The sequence below is a fragment of the Streptomyces sp. PA03-5A genome (assembly GCF_033792725.1).
Lineage (GTDB): Bacteria > Actinomycetota > Actinomycetes > Streptomycetales > Streptomycetaceae > Actinacidiphila.
In genome coordinates this window covers 1-16472 of sequence record NZ_JARAVL010000061.1, presented here as the reverse complement: position 1 = coordinate 16472, position 16472 = coordinate 1, and the positions used below count along the sequence as shown (strand labels likewise).

Annotated in this window: 13 protein-coding genes and 1 pseudogene; 6 read left to right on the top strand and 8 right to left on the bottom strand. The window is 73.4% G+C overall.

Annotated elements, in window-relative coordinates; translation table 11 throughout:
• Positions 1-6 precede the first annotated feature (6 nt).
• The gene (locus PV410_RS42175) at positions 7-1209 is read left to right on the top strand and encodes a MarP family serine protease (protein ID WP_500332003.1); all 1203 of its coding nucleotides are present in this window, start codon (positions 7-9) and stop codon (positions 1207-1209) included.
• 41 nt (positions 1210-1250) lie between these two features.
• Here the strand turns inward: PV410_RS42175 and PV410_RS42170 are convergent, their stop codons facing one another.
• From PV410_RS42170 to PV410_RS42140, 7 genes are all read right to left on the bottom strand, one after another.
• Positions 1251-1433: a hypothetical protein gene (locus PV410_RS42170; RefSeq protein WP_499513058.1), complete on the bottom strand. Its 183-nt coding sequence runs from the start codon at positions 1431-1433 to the stop codon at positions 1251-1253.
• 94 nt (positions 1434-1527) lie between these two features.
• On the bottom strand, positions 1528-2451 hold the full coding sequence (locus tag PV410_RS42165) for an alpha/beta fold hydrolase (RefSeq protein WP_499513059.1): 924 nt from the start codon (positions 2449-2451) through the stop codon (positions 1528-1530).
• Between the two features lie 12 nt (positions 2452-2463).
• Complete coding sequence (locus PV410_RS42160; protein ID WP_500332002.1) at positions 2464-2946, bottom strand: phage holin family protein; 483 nt, start codon at positions 2944-2946, stop codon at positions 2464-2466.
• Between the two features lie 52 nt (positions 2947-2998).
• Positions 2999-4438: a Na+/H+ antiporter NhaA gene (nhaA, locus tag PV410_RS42155; protein WP_500332001.1), complete on the bottom strand. Its 1440-nt coding sequence runs from the start codon at positions 4436-4438 to the stop codon at positions 2999-3001.
• A 208-nt stretch (positions 4439-4646) separates the two neighbouring features.
• Complete coding sequence (gene acs / locus PV410_RS42150; protein ID WP_500332000.1) at positions 4647-6650, bottom strand: acetate--CoA ligase; 2004 nt, start codon at positions 6648-6650, stop codon at positions 4647-4649.
• Between the two features lie 149 nt (positions 6651-6799).
• Positions 6800-9094 carry a SulP family inorganic anion transporter gene (locus tag PV410_RS42145; protein WP_500331999.1) on the bottom strand — a complete coding sequence of 765 codons (2295 nt, stop codon included), beginning with the start codon at positions 9092-9094 and terminating at the stop codon, positions 6800-6802.
• A gap of 197 nt (positions 9095-9291) precedes the next feature.
• Positions 9292-10272 carry an ATP-binding protein gene (locus PV410_RS42140; protein ID WP_500331998.1) on the bottom strand — a complete coding sequence of 327 codons (981 nt, stop codon included), beginning with the start codon at positions 10270-10272 and terminating at the stop codon, positions 9292-9294.
• A gap of 179 nt (positions 10273-10451) precedes the next feature.
• Between PV410_RS42140 and PV410_RS42135 the strand changes: the two genes are divergently transcribed.
• The gene (locus PV410_RS42135) at positions 10452-11282 is read left to right on the top strand and encodes a Fic family protein (RefSeq protein ID WP_500331997.1); all 831 of its coding nucleotides are present in this window, start codon (positions 10452-10454) and stop codon (positions 11280-11282) included.
• Between the two features lie 377 nt (positions 11283-11659).
• Here the strand turns inward: PV410_RS42135 and PV410_RS42130 are convergent, their stop codons facing one another.
• The gene (locus PV410_RS42130; protein WP_500331996.1) at positions 11660-12490 is read right to left on the bottom strand and encodes an HAD family hydrolase; all 831 of its coding nucleotides are present in this window, start codon (positions 12488-12490) and stop codon (positions 11660-11662) included.
• Between the two features lie 543 nt (positions 12491-13033).
• On the opposite strand from PV410_RS42130, the gene ssd reads away from it, so the two are divergent.
• From ssd to PV410_RS42110, 4 genes and pseudogenes are all read left to right on the top strand, one after another.
• Positions 13034-14140 carry a septum site-determining protein Ssd gene (gene ssd / locus PV410_RS42125; RefSeq protein WP_500331995.1) on the top strand — a complete coding sequence of 369 codons (1107 nt, stop codon included), beginning with the start codon at positions 13034-13036 and terminating at the stop codon, positions 14138-14140.
• The gene (locus tag PV410_RS42120) at positions 14137-15291 is read left to right on the top strand and encodes a TadA family conjugal transfer-associated ATPase (protein ID WP_500331994.1); all 1155 of its coding nucleotides are present in this window, start codon (positions 14137-14139) and stop codon (positions 15289-15291) included. Before ssd ends, PV410_RS42120 begins: the two co-directional genes overlap by 4 nt.
• Positions 15288-16196 carry a type II secretion system F family protein gene (locus PV410_RS42115; protein WP_500331993.1) on the top strand — a complete coding sequence of 303 codons (909 nt, stop codon included), beginning with the start codon at positions 15288-15290 and terminating at the stop codon, positions 16194-16196. The genes PV410_RS42120 and PV410_RS42115 overlap by 4 nt, the downstream gene beginning before the upstream one ends.
• Positions 16193-16472, top strand: a pseudogene (locus PV410_RS42110) (type II secretion system F family protein); the annotation flags it as partial. The gene PV410_RS42115 and the pseudogene PV410_RS42110, both read left to right, overlap by 4 nt.

The window sequence follows — 16472 nt, the reverse complement described above, 5'->3', positions numbered from 1 at the left end:
GTCCCGGTGAATGTGCTGGACATCGTGCTGCTGCTGGCCGCCGTGTGGTTCGCGATCGTGGGCTACCGCCAGGGATTCATCGTCGGCGTGATGTCGGTGGTCGGGTTCCTCGGCGGTGGTCTCGTCGCGGTCTACGTGCTGCCCGCGATCTGGAACGCGGTCACCGACAACGCTCAGCCCGGCACGGTGGCGGTCGTCGCCGCGGTGGTCCTGATCATCGTGTGCGCGTCGGTGGGCCAGGCCTTCACCACGCACCTCGGCAACAAGGTCCGTACGCACGTCAGCTGGTCTCCGGCGCGGGCGATCGACGCCATCGGCGGCGCCCTGGTGAACGTCCTGGCGATGCTGCTGGTCGCCTGGCTCATCGGCTCCGCGCTCGCCACCACGACCACGCTGCCCAGCCTCGGCCGTGAGGTCCGCTCCTCCCGGGTGCTGCTGGGGGTGGCGCAGGTCGTGCCGCGCGAGGCCAACAACTGGTTCGCCGACTTCAGTTCGGTGCTCGCGCAGAACGGACTGCCGCAGGTCTTCTCGCCGTTCGGCAACGAGCCGATCACCGCCGTCCCCGCCCCCGACCCGGCGCTCGCCGACAGCGCGGTCGTCGGCCGCGCGCGGCGCAGCATCGTCAAGGTCGTCGGCACCGCACCGAGCTGCGGCAAGGTGCTGGAGGGCACCGGCTTCGTCTTCGCGCCCCACCGGGTGATGACCAACGCCCACGTCGTCGGCGGCGTCGACAACCCGACCGTGCAGATCGGCGGCGAGGGCCGGGTGCACGACGGCAAGGTCGTGCTCTACGACTGGCAGCGCGACATCGCCGTCATCGACGTACCGTCCCTGGACGCGCCCGCGTTGTCCTTCAGCACCACCGACGCCGGGTCACGCGACGACGCCATCGTCGCCGGCTTCCCGGAGAACGGCGGCTTCGACGTGCGTGCCGCCCGGGTACGCGGCCGCATCCCCGCCTCGGGCCCGGACATCTACCACCGGGGCACCGTCGAGCGCGACGTCTACTCGCTGTACACGCTCGTCCGCCAGGGCAACTCCGGCGGACCGCTGCTCACCCCCGAGGGGCGGGTCTACGGTGTGGTGTTCGCCAAGTCCCTCGACGACGCGGACACCGGCTACGCCCTGACGGCGGACGAGGTCCAGCCGGACGTCCAGGCCGGGCGTACGGCGAACCGGCAGGTCGACACCCAGGGCTGTGCCCTGTAGGGCCTCCGGGGGAGCGGGCCGGTCGGCGAGGGGCCGGGCGGTCAGTCGCTGCGGGTATGCCTCAGCCGGGCGCCCACCCAGCGGGCGCGGCGCCTGAGGATGTGGGGAATGCCGAGGCGGGAGCCTCCGGACCGATGGTCCGGGGCCTGCGTCCCGGTGGTGACCCGCGCTCCGTTGGCGCGGCGGTCGCGTGACACGTCACGGTAGTCGTGCGTCCAGCCCATACCGAGCTGTCTGCCCGGGGTCCATGGTCGGTAACCGCCTGGCGCTCCATCAGTTGGCCTATGCGCCCGGCATTTGGCCGATCGTCATACTGGATTAACGGTCCGGTTCCGGGTCCTTGAGCCAGTTGACCAGCTCGGCCGAGAAAACCGCCGGATCCTCCTCGTGGGGGAAGTGCCCCAGCCCTTCGAAGAGCCGCCAGCGGTACGGCGCCTCCACGTACTCCCCGCTGCCCGCGGCGTGCCGGGACCGCATCGCCGGGTCGAGCGAGCCGTGCAGGTGCAGCGTGGGCACCCGCACCGGACGCTTCATGCGGCGGTTGAACTGGAAGCCGTCCACCCGGGCCAGCGAGCGCACCATCCAGCGGTACGGCTCGATCGAGCAGTGCGCCGTCGACGGGATGAGCATCGCCCGGCGGTAGGCGTCGACCGTCCCGTCCTCCGGCAGCCGGGGCCCCGACCAGTCCCGCAACAGCCGTCCCACCAGCGCCGCGTCGTCCGCGACCAGCTGCCGCTCCGGGACGAACGGGCGCTGGAACCCCCACACGTAGCCGCCGGCCGCGCTGTGCCGCAGGTCCGTCAGCATCGCCGAGCGCCAGCGCCGCGGGTGCGGCATGGAGCACACCGCGAGCCGCCGGACGAGCTTGGGCCGCATCGCGGCCGCCGTCCAGGCCAGGTAACCGCCGAGGTCGTGCCCGACCAGCGCGGCGTCCGGCTCGCCGAGCGAGCGGATCACGCCGGTGACGTCGAGCGCCAGGTTCGCGGGGTCGTAGCCGCGCGGTGTGCGGTCGCTGCCGCCCACCCCGCGCAGGTCCATCGCGACCGCGCGGAAACCCGCGTCGGCCAGCGCGGTCAGCTGGTGCCGCCAGGTCCACCAGAACTGCGGGAAACCGTGCAGCAGGAGCACCAGGGGGCCGTCGCCGAGCTCGGCGATGTGGAAGCGGGCACCGTTCGCGGCGACGTCCCGGTGGGTCCAGGGCCCGTCGATGCGCACCACCGGGGAACTATCAGCGACCGTCATGCCCCGAGCGTGTCACACCTTGGCCTCCACCGTGGCCTCCGTCGTGCCGGAGGGGGCGCTCCGGGGGTGCGGCTTGACGCCCTGCAGCACCGCCGCGGTCTCCTTCGCCGAGGCGATGCTGCGCTCCGGCTTCTTGATCTTCTTGAACTTCGAGCGCGCCATCAGGCCCAGCAGACCGGCCAGCACCAGGTACGCCGCGCCGACGATGAGGAACGACCAGGCGAGGCCGAGCCCCAGGTTGTGGATGCCGTACGCCGCCGCGAAGCTGAGCACCGGCAGCGAGAAGAGGGCCAGGATGCCGGCGGCGCCCACCGCGCCGCCGCCGATGCCGGCGCGCTTCACGTCCAGCCGCAGTTCGGCCTTGGCGAGGGCGATCTCCTCGTGGACCAGTTCGGACAGGTCCGCCGTCGCCGAGGCGAAGAGATGGCCGAGGCTGCGGCTTCCGTTCGGGCTCACGGTCACCCCCACGTTCACGGGCTCGTCCGCTGGGCTCATCGGGTCCTCCGTCGTCGTCATGGTGCGTCAGTCGTCATACGGGGCATTCGGGTTACCCCCTGATCATGCCCGACTCATCCTCGCCGGTGTCCCCGGAGCGCGCCACTTCCGCGAGCCTGCGGTGCTCGGCCGCCTTCGCCTCGTGGATCGCGGCCATGCGCAGGTGGAACTCGGGGTCCGCCCACTCGTAGACGTCCGGCACGCCGTCCCGGTCCTCGTCGCGCTCCTCGTGCTCACAGATGCGGCGGTACCTGTCGTTGCGGAGCTTGAGCAGCACCGCGGCGAGCACCGCCGAGGTGAACGAGCCGATCAGGACGGCCGCCTTGACCTCCTCGGTCAGCACCTGGTCGCCCTCGAAGGCCAGCTCGCCGATGAGCAGGGAGACCGTGAAGCCGATCCCGGCGAGCGTGGCGACGGCCAGGACGTCGGCCCACGCCAGGTCGGGGTTGAGCTCCGCGCGGGTGAAGCGCGCCGCCAGCCATGTGCCGCCGAACACCCCGACCGCCTTGCCGACGACCAGTCCCAGCACCACGCCCAGCGTCTCGGGGCGGCCGAACACCTCCGCGAGCGTGCCGCCGGCGATCGGCACCCCGGCGGAGAAGAGCGCGAAGAGCGGCACCGCGATCCCGGCCGAGAGCGGCCGTACGAGGTGCTCGATCCGCTCTCCGGGGGACTGCTCCTCGCCCTCGCGCCGGTGGCAGCGCAGCATCAGGCCCATCGCGACGCCCGCGATCGTGGCGTGCACCCCGCTGGCGTGCATCAGCGCCCAGTTGACGAGGGCGAGCGGCACGTACACGTACCAGCCGTGCACCTCGCAGCGCAGCAGCACCCGGAACAGCACGAGCCCGGCGAGGGCCAGGGCCAGCGCGACGAGGTTGATGCCCGAGGTGAAGAAGACCGCGATGATCAGGATTGCGAACAGGTCGTCCACGACCGCCAGCGTCAGCAGGAACGCGCGCAGTGCGGACGGCAGCGCGGTGCCGAGCACCGCCAGCACCGCCAGGGCGAACGCGATGTCGGTCGCCATCGGCACCGCCCAGCCCTGCAGGGAGCCGCCACCCGTGGCGTTGACCACCGCGTACACGACGGCGGGCACGGCCATGCCGCAGATCGCGGCGACGACGGGGAGCGCCGCCGCCGACGGACGGCGCAGCTCGCCCGCGACCAGTTCCCGCTTGAGTTCGATGCCGGCGACGAAGAAGAAGACCGTCAGCAGCCCGTCCGCGGCCCAGTGCCCCACCGACAGGTCCAGGTGCAGCGCCCCGGGCCCGAAGCTGAAGGCGACGGTGGACCGGTACGAGGCGCTCAGCGGGGTGTTCGCCCAGACCAGCGCGACGACGGCGGCCAGCAGCAGGATCACGCCGCCCACGGTCTCCGTCCGCAGCGCGTCGGCGACGTACTTCCGTTCGGGGAGGGACATCCGGCCCAGGAAGACCGAACGGCGGCGGTTGGTCGCGGTCACGGGGGGTGGACCTCCGGTCGGGCTCGGCATGGCTGATCACCTTGCCGACCAGACTTCCCGGCACGCCCCGATCCACTGTCGCGTTCCCTACGCGCCCGGCAGCTTATCGGGTCGGCGCCGGAGGCTCCGGCGTTCTTCACATTACGGACAATCGCCGGGCGTCGCAGGGCCCCCGCACCCCCGGGGAACGGGGAAGAGGCCCCCGCAGGGGCCTCTTCGGTGCGGTGACGGGGACCGGTCAGTCCTCGCTCGCGGCGCTCGGGAGTTTCGTCTGGATGAGGTCCATGACCGTGGAGTCCGTCAGGGTGGTGACGTCCCCCAGCTCCCGGTTCTCGGCGACGTCGCGCAGCAGACGCCGCATGATCTTGCCGGAGCGGGTCTTCGGCAGCTCTGCCACCGTCAGGATCCGCTTCGGCTTGGCGATCGGGCCGAGCGTCTTGGCGACGTGGTCGCGCAGCCCGGCGATCAGCTCGTCGCCGTCCTCGGCCGCGGCGGTGCCGCGCAGGATCACGAAGGCGACGATGGCCTGGCCGGTGGTGGCGTCGGCGGCGCCGACCACGGCCGCCTCGGCGACCTTCGGGTGCGAGACGAGGGCCGACTCGACCTCGGTGGTGGAGATGTTGTGGCCCGAGACGAGCATGACGTCGTCCACCCGGCCGAGGAGCCAGATGTCGCCGTCCTCGTCCTTCTTGGCGCCGTCGCCGGCGAAGTAGCGGCCCTCGAAGCGGGACCAGTAGGTGTCGAGGTAGCGCTGGTCGTCGCCCCAGATGGTGCGGAGCATCGACGGCCACGGCTCGGTGAGGACGAGGTAGCCGCCGGAGCCGTTGGGCACCTCGTTGGCCTCGTCGTCCACGACGGTGGCGGAGATGCCGGGCAGCGCACGCTGCGCGGAGCCGGGCTTGGTCTCCGTCACGCCGGGCAGCGGGGAGATCATCATGGCGCCGGTCTCGGTCTGCCACCAGGTGTCCACGATCGGGCAGCGGCCGCCGCCGATGTGCTCGCGGTACCAGATCCACGCCTCGGGGTTGATCGGCTCGCCGACGCTGCCCAGGACGCGCAGCGAGGACAGGTCGAACTTGGCGGGGATGTCGTCGCCCCACTTCATGAACGTGCGGATCGCCGTGGGGGCGGTGTAGAGGATCGTGACCCCGTACTTCTGGACGATCTCCCAGAAGCGGCCCTGGTGCGGGGTGTCCGGGGTGCCCTCGTACAGCACCTGGGTGGCGCCGTTGGCCAACGGGCCGTAGACGATGTAGGAGTGGCCGGTGACCCAGCCGACGTCGGCGGTGCACCAGTAGACGTCGGTCTCCGGCTTCAGGTCGAAGACCGCGTGGTGGGTGTAGGCGGCCTGCGTCAGGTAGCCGCCCGAGGTGTGCAGGATGCCCTTGGGCTTACCGGTGGTGCCGGAGGTGTAGAGGATGAAGAGCGGGTGCTCGGCCTCGAAGGCCTCCGGGGTGTGCTCCGCGGACTGCCGCTCGACGATCTCGTGCCACCACACGTCGCGGCCCTCGGTCCAGGCCACCTCCTGGCCGGTGCGGCGCACGACGAGCACCTTCCCCACGCCGGCGGAGCGGGCGACCGCGTCGTCCACGGCGGGCTTCAGCGCGGACGGCTTGCCGCGGCGGTAGCCGCCGTCGGCGGTGATGACCAGCTTGGCGTCGGCGTCGGCGATGCGGGCGGCGAGCGCGTCGGCCGAGAAGCCGCCGAAGACCACCGAGTGCGCGGCGCCGACGCGGGCGCAGGCCAGCATCGCCACGACGGTCTCGGGGATCATGGGCATGTAGATCGCGACCCGGTCGCCGGCCGTCACGCCCAGCTCGGTCAGGGCGTTCGCGGCGCGGCTCACCTCGTCCTTGAGCTCGGCGTAGGTGATGGCCCGGCCGTCACCGGGCTCGCCCTCGAAATGGAGCGCCACCCGGTCGCCGTTGCCGGCCTCGACGTGCCGGTCGACGCAGTTGTAGGCGACGTTCAGGGTGCCGTCGGCGAACCACTTCGCGAACGGCGGGTTGGACCAGTCCAGGGTCTCGGTCGGCTCCTTCGCCCAGGTCAGCCGGCGGGCCTGCGTGGCCCAGAAGCCCAGTCGGTCGTCACCGGCCTGCTGGTAGGCCTCCGCGGTCACATTGGCACCGGCCGCCAGCTCAGCGGGCGGAGCGAACCGGCGCTCCTCCTTCAAAAGGTTGGCCAGGCTCTCGTTGCTCACGCCGTGCTCCTTCGCAGGGTGTCCTTTTGTGTCCCAGGCCATAGCTCACCAGCCGGAGGGGCGGGATGACAAGGGTTCGCGTCAAAAATTGGTTTAGACCTGTCACGGTGGAGCACCCGCACACGGGTCCGGCCCGCCGGCAGGTGCGCGGCGGGCCGGGACGGGCGGGCCGCCCGGTGCGGGCGGCCCGCTCAGACGGTGTCGAGCACCTCCGGCCGTACGGCGGCGAACGTGCCGGTCCCGGCGTCGAGGACGTAGGCCTGGGCCTCGGCGACGTGGAAGTACATGCCGTGCAGCTGGAGCGATCCCTCGGCCACCCTGCGGGCGACGCAGGCATGCGCCATCAGGTGGTCCAGCTGCTGAACGACGTTGACGAGGCAGAGCCGCTCGAGGTCGTCGGCGACCGGGCGGTCGGCGAGGGCGACCTCGCCGCGTCCGGGCCGGCCGGTCCGCTCCATTCGGGCGAGGCTCGGGCGGCCGTGCCGGAGCCAGCGGGCCAGCGGGGTCTGCGCCCCCGGCTCGTGGCCCGCCCCGCCCAGCAGCGCCTGCATGGCCCCGCACCCGGAGTGCCCGCACACGGTGATGCTGCCGACCTCCAGCACTTCCACCGCGTACTCGATGGCGGCGCCCACCGAGTCGCAGGAGGCGTCGGCGCCGGGCGGCGGCATCAGGTTGCCCACGTTGCGCACGGTGAACAGGTCACCGGGCCCGCTCGAGGTGATCATGCTGGTGACCAGGCGGGAGTCGGCGCAGGTGAGGAAGAGCTGGGTGGGTCGCTGCCCCTCGCGGGCGAGCCGCGCCAGCTCGTCCCTGACCAGCGGCGCCGTATTGCGCTGGAAGGCGCTGAGCCCGCCCACCAGCTGTCCGGCGGCACCCGCCTCGGTATCCGGTTTGGTGCAGTGGTGGTTGCGCCACGGCGTCCAGGGGCGGCAGGCGTGCGCGCTCGACGGGACCGTGATCGGGGTGCCCGACCGGCCCGTGAGGGTCGCCCAGCCGCCACGCGCCCGGTGACCCTCGCACCAGTGCTGCAGCGACTCGTACGCCGCGTGGTCCATGAAGGAGCCGTCCAGGGTGATCACGGCGCTGGCGCCGTCCGGTACCTCCGCCAGCGCCCGGGTCAGCCGGGGCACCGCGAGGAAGGTCAACTGCCCGCGTACGTGCACCTGGTGGACGCCGGACTCCTCCGCCACCGTGATCCGGGTGTGCGTCAGCCGGCGCAGCGACAGGAAGACGGCCACGGCGATGCCGGTCAGGACCCCCTCCAGCACGCCGAGCAGCAGCACCGCGCCGAGCGTCGCCGCGTAGACCGGGAACTCCCGGTGGCGCTGCACGTGCTTGATGTGCGCGAAGCTCAGCATCTTCAGCCCGACCACCATGACCAGGGCGGCGAGGGCTGCGAGCGGGATGTGCTCCAGCAGCCCGGCCAGCAGCCCGGCGCACAGCAGCACCCACACCCCGTGCAGCGTCGTGGCCCGGCGCGTCCGCGCGCCCGCGGCCACGTTCGCCGAGCCGCGGATGGCGCCGCCGGCCACGGGCAGCCCGCCGAGCAGGCCCGAGACGACGTTGGACGCGCCCTGCCCGAGCAGCTCCCGGTTGAGGCGGGCCGGGACGGTGTCCCCGGGCGCCCCGCGCCCGGAGCGCAGCTTGTCGATCGCCACCGCCGACAGCAGCGACTCCATGCTCGCGACCAGGGTGACGGTCAGGACGGCGGCGGCGATGCCGAGCACCGGCCCGTGCGGCAGCCCGGGGAGGGCCACTGTGTGCCAGGCGGGCAGGTCGACCCGCGGCACCACGATGGGCACGCCGACGGCGGTCGCCGCCGCGATGGCGGCGAGCGGTGCGGGGACCGTGCGCAGCGCCTTGCCGGCCCGCCCGGGCAGGCGCGGCCAGCCGACCAGCACGGTCACCGTCACTGCCGCGATCAGCAGCGCACCTGGATGCGGGGACGACAACTGCTGCGGCAGGGCGGCCAGGTTGCTGAGCGCCGAGCTGTCCGGGCGTGCGCCGAGCACGACATGGAGCTGGGCGAGGGCGATGGCGGCGCCGATGCCCGCCAGCATGCCGTGCACGATCGCCGGGCTGACGGCGAGTGCCGCCCGGGCCACCCGCAGGGCGCCCAGGGCGAGTTGGGCGAGCCCGGCCAGCACCGTGATGGCGCACGTGGTGCGCCAGCCGTAGCGCTGGACGAGCTCGGCGGTGACCACCACCAGGCTGGTGGCGGCCCCGCTGACCTGGAGCGGCGCACCGCCCATCAGTCCGGCGACGATGCCGCCGACCGCGGCGGCGATCAGCCCCGACTGCAGGGGGGCGCCGGTCGCCAGGGCGATGCCCAGCGACAGCGGGACGGCGATCAGGAAGACGGTGATCGAGGCCGACAGATCGTGCCGCCAGGCGGCGGTCCCGTCGTCGGCGCGGGGCGGTGGCGGCGGCAGGTCCTGCGGCGGGGCCTGCGACTGCTGCATCTGTGGTTCTGGCGTGGGCTGCATGTTCCCGTCTCCTCCGGGGCGGCGCGGCCGCGTCCGGCTGGTGCGCGTACGCGGTCGTGGTCACGGCTGGTGCGGCGGGTGCTCTCGACCTCGAAAGTCACGGAATGTGATTGCTTGATTACTCTCAAGAGTCGGTAAATGGAGAGTAATGCAGACAAAGGGTCCGTGGATGAGGATTCGCCCGAACGGGCGAACGATTACCCGGTGAGGGTGAACCGTTCGCCCAGGACGAAGCCCGGATCGACCTGGGAGGCGAGGTCCGCGCCGGTCCGCGCGTTGCCCCAGCTCTCCGCGTTCTTGAGGTGGAAGTGGACCATCTGGCGGGTGTAGCGCTCCCAGTCCCGCCGCTCGTACGTGGCGTCCGCGGCGTCGTGCATCGACCGCAGCGCGGCGCGGTTGGACTCCTCCAGTGCCGCGAAGCGCGGCGGGCGGCCCTTCTCCATGGCGCGGACCCAGTCCGAGTGCCGGACGGTGACCAGCAGGTCGTCTCCCACCTGCGAGCGCAGGAAGTCCACGTCGTCCGGGCCCTGCACCTTGTTGCCGACGACGTGCAGGGCGACCCCGAAGTCCCGGGCGTACTCCTTGTACTGGCGGTAGACCGCCACGCCCTTCCGGGTGGGCTCGGCGACCAGGAAGGTCATGTCGAAGCGGGTGAACATGCCGGAGGCGAAGGAGTCGCTGCCGGCCGTCATGTCGACGACGACGTACTCGCCGCGGCCGTCGACCAGATGGTTGAGGAACAGCTCCACCGCCCCGACCTTCGAGTGGTAGCAGGCCACCCCCAGGTCGGACTCGGCGAAGGGGCCGGTGACCATCAGCTGCGCCTCGCCGCCGTCGAGGGCGACGGGCCGGGCGCAGGCGGCGTAGACCGGGTTGTCCTCGCCGATCCGCAGCAGGCGGGAGCCCTCGCCGGGCGGTGTGGTCTTGATCATCGTCTCCGCGGACGCGATCCGCGGGTTGGCGCCGCGCAGGTACTCCTTGATCTCCGGGAGGTGGGCGCCCATCGCCGGGAGGGCGGCGGCCTCCTCCTCGTCGAGGCCGAGCGCCGGCCCGAGGTGCTGGTTGATATCGGCGTCGACGGCGACGACGGGGACGCGGGCGGCGGCCAGGTGGCGGATGAAGAGGGAGGACAGCGTGGTCTTGCCGCTGCCGCCCTTTCCGACGAAAGCGATCTTCATGTTCGTTAAGCGTAGTGACGGGGCACGTGTGCTGCCGCTTCCGCCGCCGGAGTTCACCCGTCGGTGGAGATCCGGGTCCCGTCCGGCCCCTCCGTCCGGCACGGCGCGGGGGTGCGGGCCCGCGTGACGATGCCCACTCGCCCACCGGGGCGACGCCGGGGGTGCGTAGGGTCGTGGCTATGGGTACGACAGCTGATCCGCTCGCCGTCCTCGGTTCGCTCGCCGGTGTCGCCGAGTCGGTGGACTCCGTACGGAAGGCCGTGGACCAGGTCTACGGCCACCGGGTGATGCGCCGCCGCTCCGACGAGGTGTCCTCGGAGGCGGCGCTGCGCGGCGCCCGCGGTTCCGCGGCGCTCGCCGGTGCCGACTGGGCGCTGGAAGAGGTGCGCAGGCGCAGCGACTTCTCCTCCGACGACGAGTCGCGCGCGGTGGGCGCCGCGCTGCGGCTCACCGCCGAGTCCGGCCAGTTGCTCTCCGTCTGGCGGCAGTCGCCGCTGCAGGCGCTGGCAAGGCTGCACCTGGTGGCGGCCGGTGGCACCTCACCGGACGAGACGGTCGGCCGGCCGCGGCAGACCGGCGAGAAGGTCGAGGAGCCGCTCCTGGACGTCGCCGAGTTCCCGCTGCCCGAACCCGCGGAGGTCGTCGCGCGGCTCGACGGACTCGCCGACCTCCTGCTGTCCGGCAGCGAGGCGCCGGCGCTGGTCGTTGCCGCGGTCGTGCACGGCGAGCTGCTGTGCCTGCGGCCGTTCGGCTCGTACAACGGCATCGTGGCGCGGGCCGCGCAGCGCGTCGTCCTCGTCGGGAGCGGTCTGGACCCCAAGTCCATCTGCCCGGCCGAGGTCGGGCACGCCGAACTCGGTCGCGCGGAGTACCTGAAGGCGCTGCGGGGCTACGTCTCCGGCACGCCCGAGGGCATGGCGGCCTGGATCTCGCACTGCGGGAAGGCCGTGGGCCTGGGCGTACGGGAGAGCGTGGCGGTCTGCGAGGCCCTGCAGCGCGGCGCCGCGTAGGGAGCGCCGGGGCGCGGGCCACGAGGTCCACGCGCACGAGGTCACGCGCACAAGGTTGCGGCGGCACCGCGCGGGTGCCGCCGCTGGCATGACCGTCGGGTTACCAGGCGTGCACGATGTTTGCCCATCAGGTCGGGAGCTTTGCCCGTCACCTGGTGCGGCCGGCCCGGTCAGCGGGTCTGCGTCGCGTGGGTTCCCAGCTGTCATGCTCGGTCCGTGGGGCCTGATTCGACGGGGTTCCTCGCGGAAGTCCGTGGTCACGCGGGCCGTACAACCTTTCTACTGCACCTTCGGGAGAACTGGAACCCCTCGCCGCAGTTCTTTGCATACGGGGTCTGATCAGCAGGATCTCCCCGAAGGGCGCGCACAGGTGCGTATCAGGACAGTGCGGGCCTGCGCCGGCGGGCCGCGTACCAGACGAGTCCCGCCGTGGCGGCGGCCGCGCCGACCGCGGCCAGTGCGAGGACGGGCCCCGAGGGCATCGTCAACGCGGGCACGCGCTGGTGCAGCCGGACCGGACGGCTGAAGGTGAGCACCGGCCATTCGCGTGACGCCGCCTCCCGGCGCAGCCCGCGGTCGGGGTTGACCGCGTACGGGTGGCCGACCGATTCGAGCATCGGGACGTCGGTCACCGAGTCGCTGTAGGCGAAGGAGCGCTTGAGGTCGTAGCCCTCGACGGCGGCGAGCTCGGTGATGGCCCGCGCCTTGGCCGGCCCGTAGACGTAGTGCTCGATCCGGCCGGTGTAGCAGCCGTCCTTGACCGCCATCCGGGTGGCGATGACGTGGTCGGCGCCGAGCATTTCGCCGATGGGCTCCACGACCTCGGCGCCCGAGGCGCTGACGATGACGACGTCGCGGCCGGCCAGGTGGTGCTCCTCGATGAGGGAGGCGGCCTCGTCGTAGATGATCGGGTCGATCAGGTCGTGGAGGGTCTCGGCCACGATCTCCCGCACCTGCTGCACATTCCAGCCACGGCACATGTCGGAGAGGTACTTTCGCATCCCCTCCATCTGGTCGTGGTCGGCGCCGCCGAGCAGATACACGAACTGGGCGTACGCGGTCCGCAGCACGGCGCGGCGGTTGATGAGGCCGCCTTGGTAGAACGGCCTGCTGAACGCCAAGGTGCTCGACTTGGCGATCACCGTCTTGTCGAGATCGAAGAACGCGGCGGTGCGCGCCGGCAGGTGGTTTTCCACGAGGATGAGCATAGGGACCCACCATTCGGCGTAAGCTCCTGCGCGTGGGTTTGCCTGAGAAGGCCTTCGGGTACACCATGGAAGTCACGGATCGTTCGCGACCGTGCTAACCCGGTCTGGCTCCTCCCCCCCCGAGTCGGACCGTGGGGACGACCCCCGCTCTCCCCCCCGGCGGGGGTCGTCGCATGTCCGGGGGCATATTCAGGCCATGAGTCCGGACGCGCCCGGCATGTGATCGGCCCCCCGCGGCTTCCGCGGGGGGCCGGTCTTTTTCTTCGCTTGGCTACGTTGAGTGACGGATCACATTCGTTGTGCTGCTCAGGGGGAAGCCACTCGCGCGGGTGGTGGAGTTATCCACAACGGCCTGGTTATCCACGGATTCCCACCAAGATCATCAAGTTACGGCGACTCGCGAGACTCTGGCGGCAAATGCCGCGCCGGAGATGTGTGCGGTGCATGTGCCCGATACCGACGGGACGGGCCGGAGCGAGCGAGGGGGACGCCGAGGTGGCCGAATCATTCAACGGTGAAACAAAACGAGCGCGTGACGGGCGGGTGCCCGGGCGGGCATCCGCATGGCCGCGCGGAAAGGACGATCCGGGCGGCGGCCCGCTCATCGTCACCGAGGACGCGGCCCTGTTGGACGACCTGCTGCGCCTGTGCGCCGCGGCGGGTGCGGAACCGGAGGTCGCCTTCGGGGTCCCGCCGGCGCCGGGCAGCTGGGAGGGGGCGCCGCTGGTGCTGGTCGGCGCCGCGGGCACCCGCCGCGTACCCGGCACGGCACGCCGCCGCCGGGGCGTGCTCCTGGTCGGACGGGATCTGGACGATCCGGACGTGTGGCGCCGCGCCGTGGAGGTCGGCGCCGAGCACGTCGCCTTCCTGCCCGACGCCGAGACCTGGCTGGTCGACCGGATCGCCGACGTGGCGGAGGGCGCCGTCGACCCGGCCCTGACGATCGGCGTCGTGGGCGGCCGCGGCGGCGCGGGGGCCAGCACCCTGGCCTGCGCGATGGCCGTCACGGCCGCCCGCTCCGGGCGCCGCACGCTGCTCGTCGACGCCGATCCGCTCGGCGGCGGGCTGGACGTACTGCTCGGGGCCGAACGGGTGGGCGGGCTGCGCTGGCCCGACCTCGCCGAGTCGCGGGGCCGGGTCAACAGCGGGGCGCTGGAGGAGTCGCTGCCCCGCACGCACGCCCTGAGCGTCCTCAGCTGGGACCGTGGCGACACCGTCGTCATCCCGCCGCAGGCCATGCGGTCGGTGATGGGCGCCGCCCGGCGGCGCGGCGGGGTGGTCGTCGTCGACCTGCCGCGCCGCATGGACGAGGCGGTGGCCGAGGCGCTCGCCCAGATCGACGTCGGGCTGCTGGTCGTCCCCGCCGAGCTGCGCGCGGTCGCGGCCGCCGGCCGGGTCGCGTCCCGGATGGCCATGGTGCTGCGGGACCTGCGTGTGGTCGCCCGCGGCCCCTTCGGCTCGGGGCTCACCGACGAGGCGCTCGCCGAACTGGTCGGGCTCCCGCTCGCCGGTGAGCTGCCGACGGAGCCCGGCCTGCCCGCCGCCCTGGACGGCGGCGAGGCACCGGGCGGCAGCGGCCGGGGCCCACTGGCCGGGTTCTGCTCGGCCTTCCTCGCGGCGGCGCTGCCCGGCGGGAGCGTGGCCGCATGAGCGCCGACGTCATGACGCCCGCCCTGCTCGACGCCGTGCGGCTGCGGCTGGCCGCCTCCGGTGACGAGCCCACCCCGGCCGGCGTGGCCGCCGCGCTGCGGGCACAGGGCCGGCTGCTGGGCGACACCGAAGTGCTCGACGTGGTGGCCGCCCTGCGCTCGGAGATGGTCGGCGCCGGGCCCCTGGAGGGGCTGCTCGCCGAACCGGACGTCACCGATGTGCTGGTGAACGGGCCGGACGAGGTATGGGCCGACCGGGGCGCCGGACTGGAGCGCACCGAAGTGCGGTTCGCGGACGCGGCGGCCGTGCGCAGGCTCGCCCAGCGGCTCGCCTCCGCGGCCGGACGGCGGCTGGACGACGCCCGGCCCTGGGTCGACGCCCGGCTGCCGGACGGCACCCGGCTGCACGCGGTGCTGCCACCGGTGGTGGTCGGCGCCCCGTGCCTGTCCCTGCGGGTCGTCCGCACCCGGGCCTTCGCCCTGGACGAACTGGTGGCCGCGGGCAGCATGGACGGCGGCACGGCCGCCCTCCTGCGGGCGGTGCTGGACGCCCGTCTGTCGTACCTGGTCTCCGGCGGCACGGGCTCCGGCAAGACCACGCTGCTGAGCTGCCTGCTCGGCCTCGTCCCGCCGGGCGAGCGCATCGTCCTCGCCGAGGACTCCGCCGAGCTGCGGCCGCGCCATCCGCACGTCGTCCGGCTGGAGACCCGGCCCGCCAACCAGGAGGGCGCCGGGCTGGTCACCTTGCGGGACCTCGTACGGCAGGCGCTGCGCATGCGGCCGGACCGGCTGGTGGTCGGCGAGGTGCGCGGGCCCGAGGTCCTGGATCTGCTGGGCGCCCTCAACACCGGCCACGAGGGCGGCTGCGGGACGGTCCACGCCAATGCCGCGGGTGATGTGCCCGCCCGGCTGGAGGCGCTGGGCGCCGTGGCGGGCTTGGACCGGGCCGCGCTGCACAGCCAGTTGGCGGCCGCCCTGTCGGTGGTGGTGCATCTGGTGCGGGACCGCTCGGGGCAGCGCCGGGTCGCCGAGATCCACGTCCTGGAGCGCGGGCCGGACGGGATCGTCGGCACGGTGCCGGCCCTGTGCGGTGGTGAACGCGGCCCGGGATGGGGCCGGTTGGCCGCACTCTGCGCAAGGGGGCGGTCATGAGCGCCGCGGTGCTCCTCGCCACCCTGTGCGCGGGCACCGCCGCCTGGGTGGCGTGTGCGGGGGACGAAGTCCTGCGTAGGGCAAGGACGTTGCTCAGTGGCGCCTCTGGGGCCCGCGGGATGGCCGGCGGGCTCCTGGGGCCGGGCGGCCTCGAAACCCGCCTCAGCGGGCTGCTGGAGCCGTTCCGGGTGCGGTACGGCTGGCGCCTCGGCCGCGAAGTGCTGTTCCTGCCGGGCGGGTTGGTCGCGGGACTGGCCGCCGGGTCGGCGCTGCCGGTCCTGCTCGGGGCGGCCGCGGTGCCGTTCGCCGGGCGGTGGATGCGCGGGCGGGAGCGGCGCGCCACAGCGGAACGGCGGGCCCTGGCGGTGGGCGCGCTGTGCGCGGCGGTCGCCGGCGATCTGCGGGCAGGACTTGCACCGCCCGCCGCACTGGCCGGTGCGCTGGGCCGCGAAGGCTGGCCGGAGCACCCCGGACTGTCGGACGCGGCGCTGCCGTTGCTGGCGGCCGCCCGTTTCGGCGGTGACGTGCCCGCGGCGCTGCGGTCGGCCGCCCGGCTGGAGGGCGCCGAGGGGCTCTCCGGTGTCGCCGCCTGCTGGCAGGTGGCGGTGGACGGCGGCGCGGGGCTCGCCGACGGCCTGGACCGGATCGCGGCCGCCCTGCGTGCCGAACGCGACCAGCGGGAGGACCTGAGGGCCCAGCTGGCGGCACCCCGCTCCACCGTCGCGCTGCTGGCCCTGCTGCCCGTCTTCGGGCTGGTCCTGGGCGCCGGTCTGGGTGCCGATCCGGTGGGCATCCTGCTGCGCACACCCGCGGGGCTGGGCTGCCTGGCCGCCGGCGGGCTTCTGGAGTGGGCCGGGCTCGCCTGGACCGCGCGCATCGTCCGGACCGCGGAGGGCGGGTCATGAGCGGCGACGCCGTCCACAGGCTGGGGATCGTCGTGGCCGTCGCTGCCACCGCCCTGTGCGTCGCGGGCGCCCTCGCCGCCACCCGGAGGGAGCGCGCCGCGCGGCGCAGGCTGCGGTTGCTCCTGGGCACGGCACCGCCGGCCCGGCGCGGCCGCGGATGGCCGGGCACGGCCTCCGCCCGGGAGTGGGCGGCGGTCGCCGGGGTCGTCCTGGGTGCGTTCGCCCTGGTCGGCGGAGTCCCCGGCGCGGTGGCCGGGCTCGGCGCCGCGTACGCGC

What these genes read in the sequence shown, in the direction of transcription:
- PV410_RS42170 (WP_499513058.1), bottom strand. Translation starts at nt 1,433, where the DNA reads ATGGGCTGGACGCACGACTACCGTGACGTGTCACGCGACCGCCGCGCC.
- PV410_RS42165 (WP_499513059.1), bottom strand. Translation starts at nt 2,451, where the DNA reads ATGACGGTCGCTGATAGTTCCCCGGTGGTGCGCATCGACGGGCCCTGG.
- PV410_RS42160 (WP_500332002.1), bottom strand. Translation starts at nt 2,946, where the DNA reads ATGAGCCCAGCGGACGAGCCCGTGAACGTGGGGGTGACCGTGAGCCCG.
- nhaA (WP_500332001.1), bottom strand. Translation starts at nt 4,438, where the DNA reads ATGCCGAGCCCGACCGGAGGTCCACCCCCCGTGACCGCGACCAACCGC.
- acs (WP_500332000.1), bottom strand. Translation starts at nt 6,650, where the DNA reads ATGGCCTGGGACACAAAAGGACACCCTGCGAAGGAGCACGGCGTGAGC.
- PV410_RS42145 (WP_500331999.1), bottom strand. Translation starts at nt 9,094, where the DNA reads ATGCAGCCCACGCCAGAACCACAGATGCAGCAGTCGCAGGCCCCGCCG.
- PV410_RS42140 (WP_500331998.1), bottom strand. Translation starts at nt 10,272, where the DNA reads ATGAAGATCGCTTTCGTCGGAAAGGGCGGCAGCGGCAAGACCACGCTG.
- PV410_RS42135 (WP_500331997.1), top strand. Translation starts at nt 10,452, where the DNA reads ATGGGTACGACAGCTGATCCGCTCGCCGTCCTCGGTTCGCTCGCCGGT.
- PV410_RS42130 (WP_500331996.1), bottom strand. Translation starts at nt 12,490, where the DNA reads ATGCTCATCCTCGTGGAAAACCACCTGCCGGCGCGCACCGCCGCGTTC.
- PV410_RS42120 (WP_500331994.1), top strand. Translation starts at nt 14,137, where the DNA reads ATGAGCGCCGACGTCATGACGCCCGCCCTGCTCGACGCCGTGCGGCTG.
- PV410_RS42115 (WP_500331993.1), top strand. Translation starts at nt 15,288, where the DNA reads ATGAGCGCCGCGGTGCTCCTCGCCACCCTGTGCGCGGGCACCGCCGCC.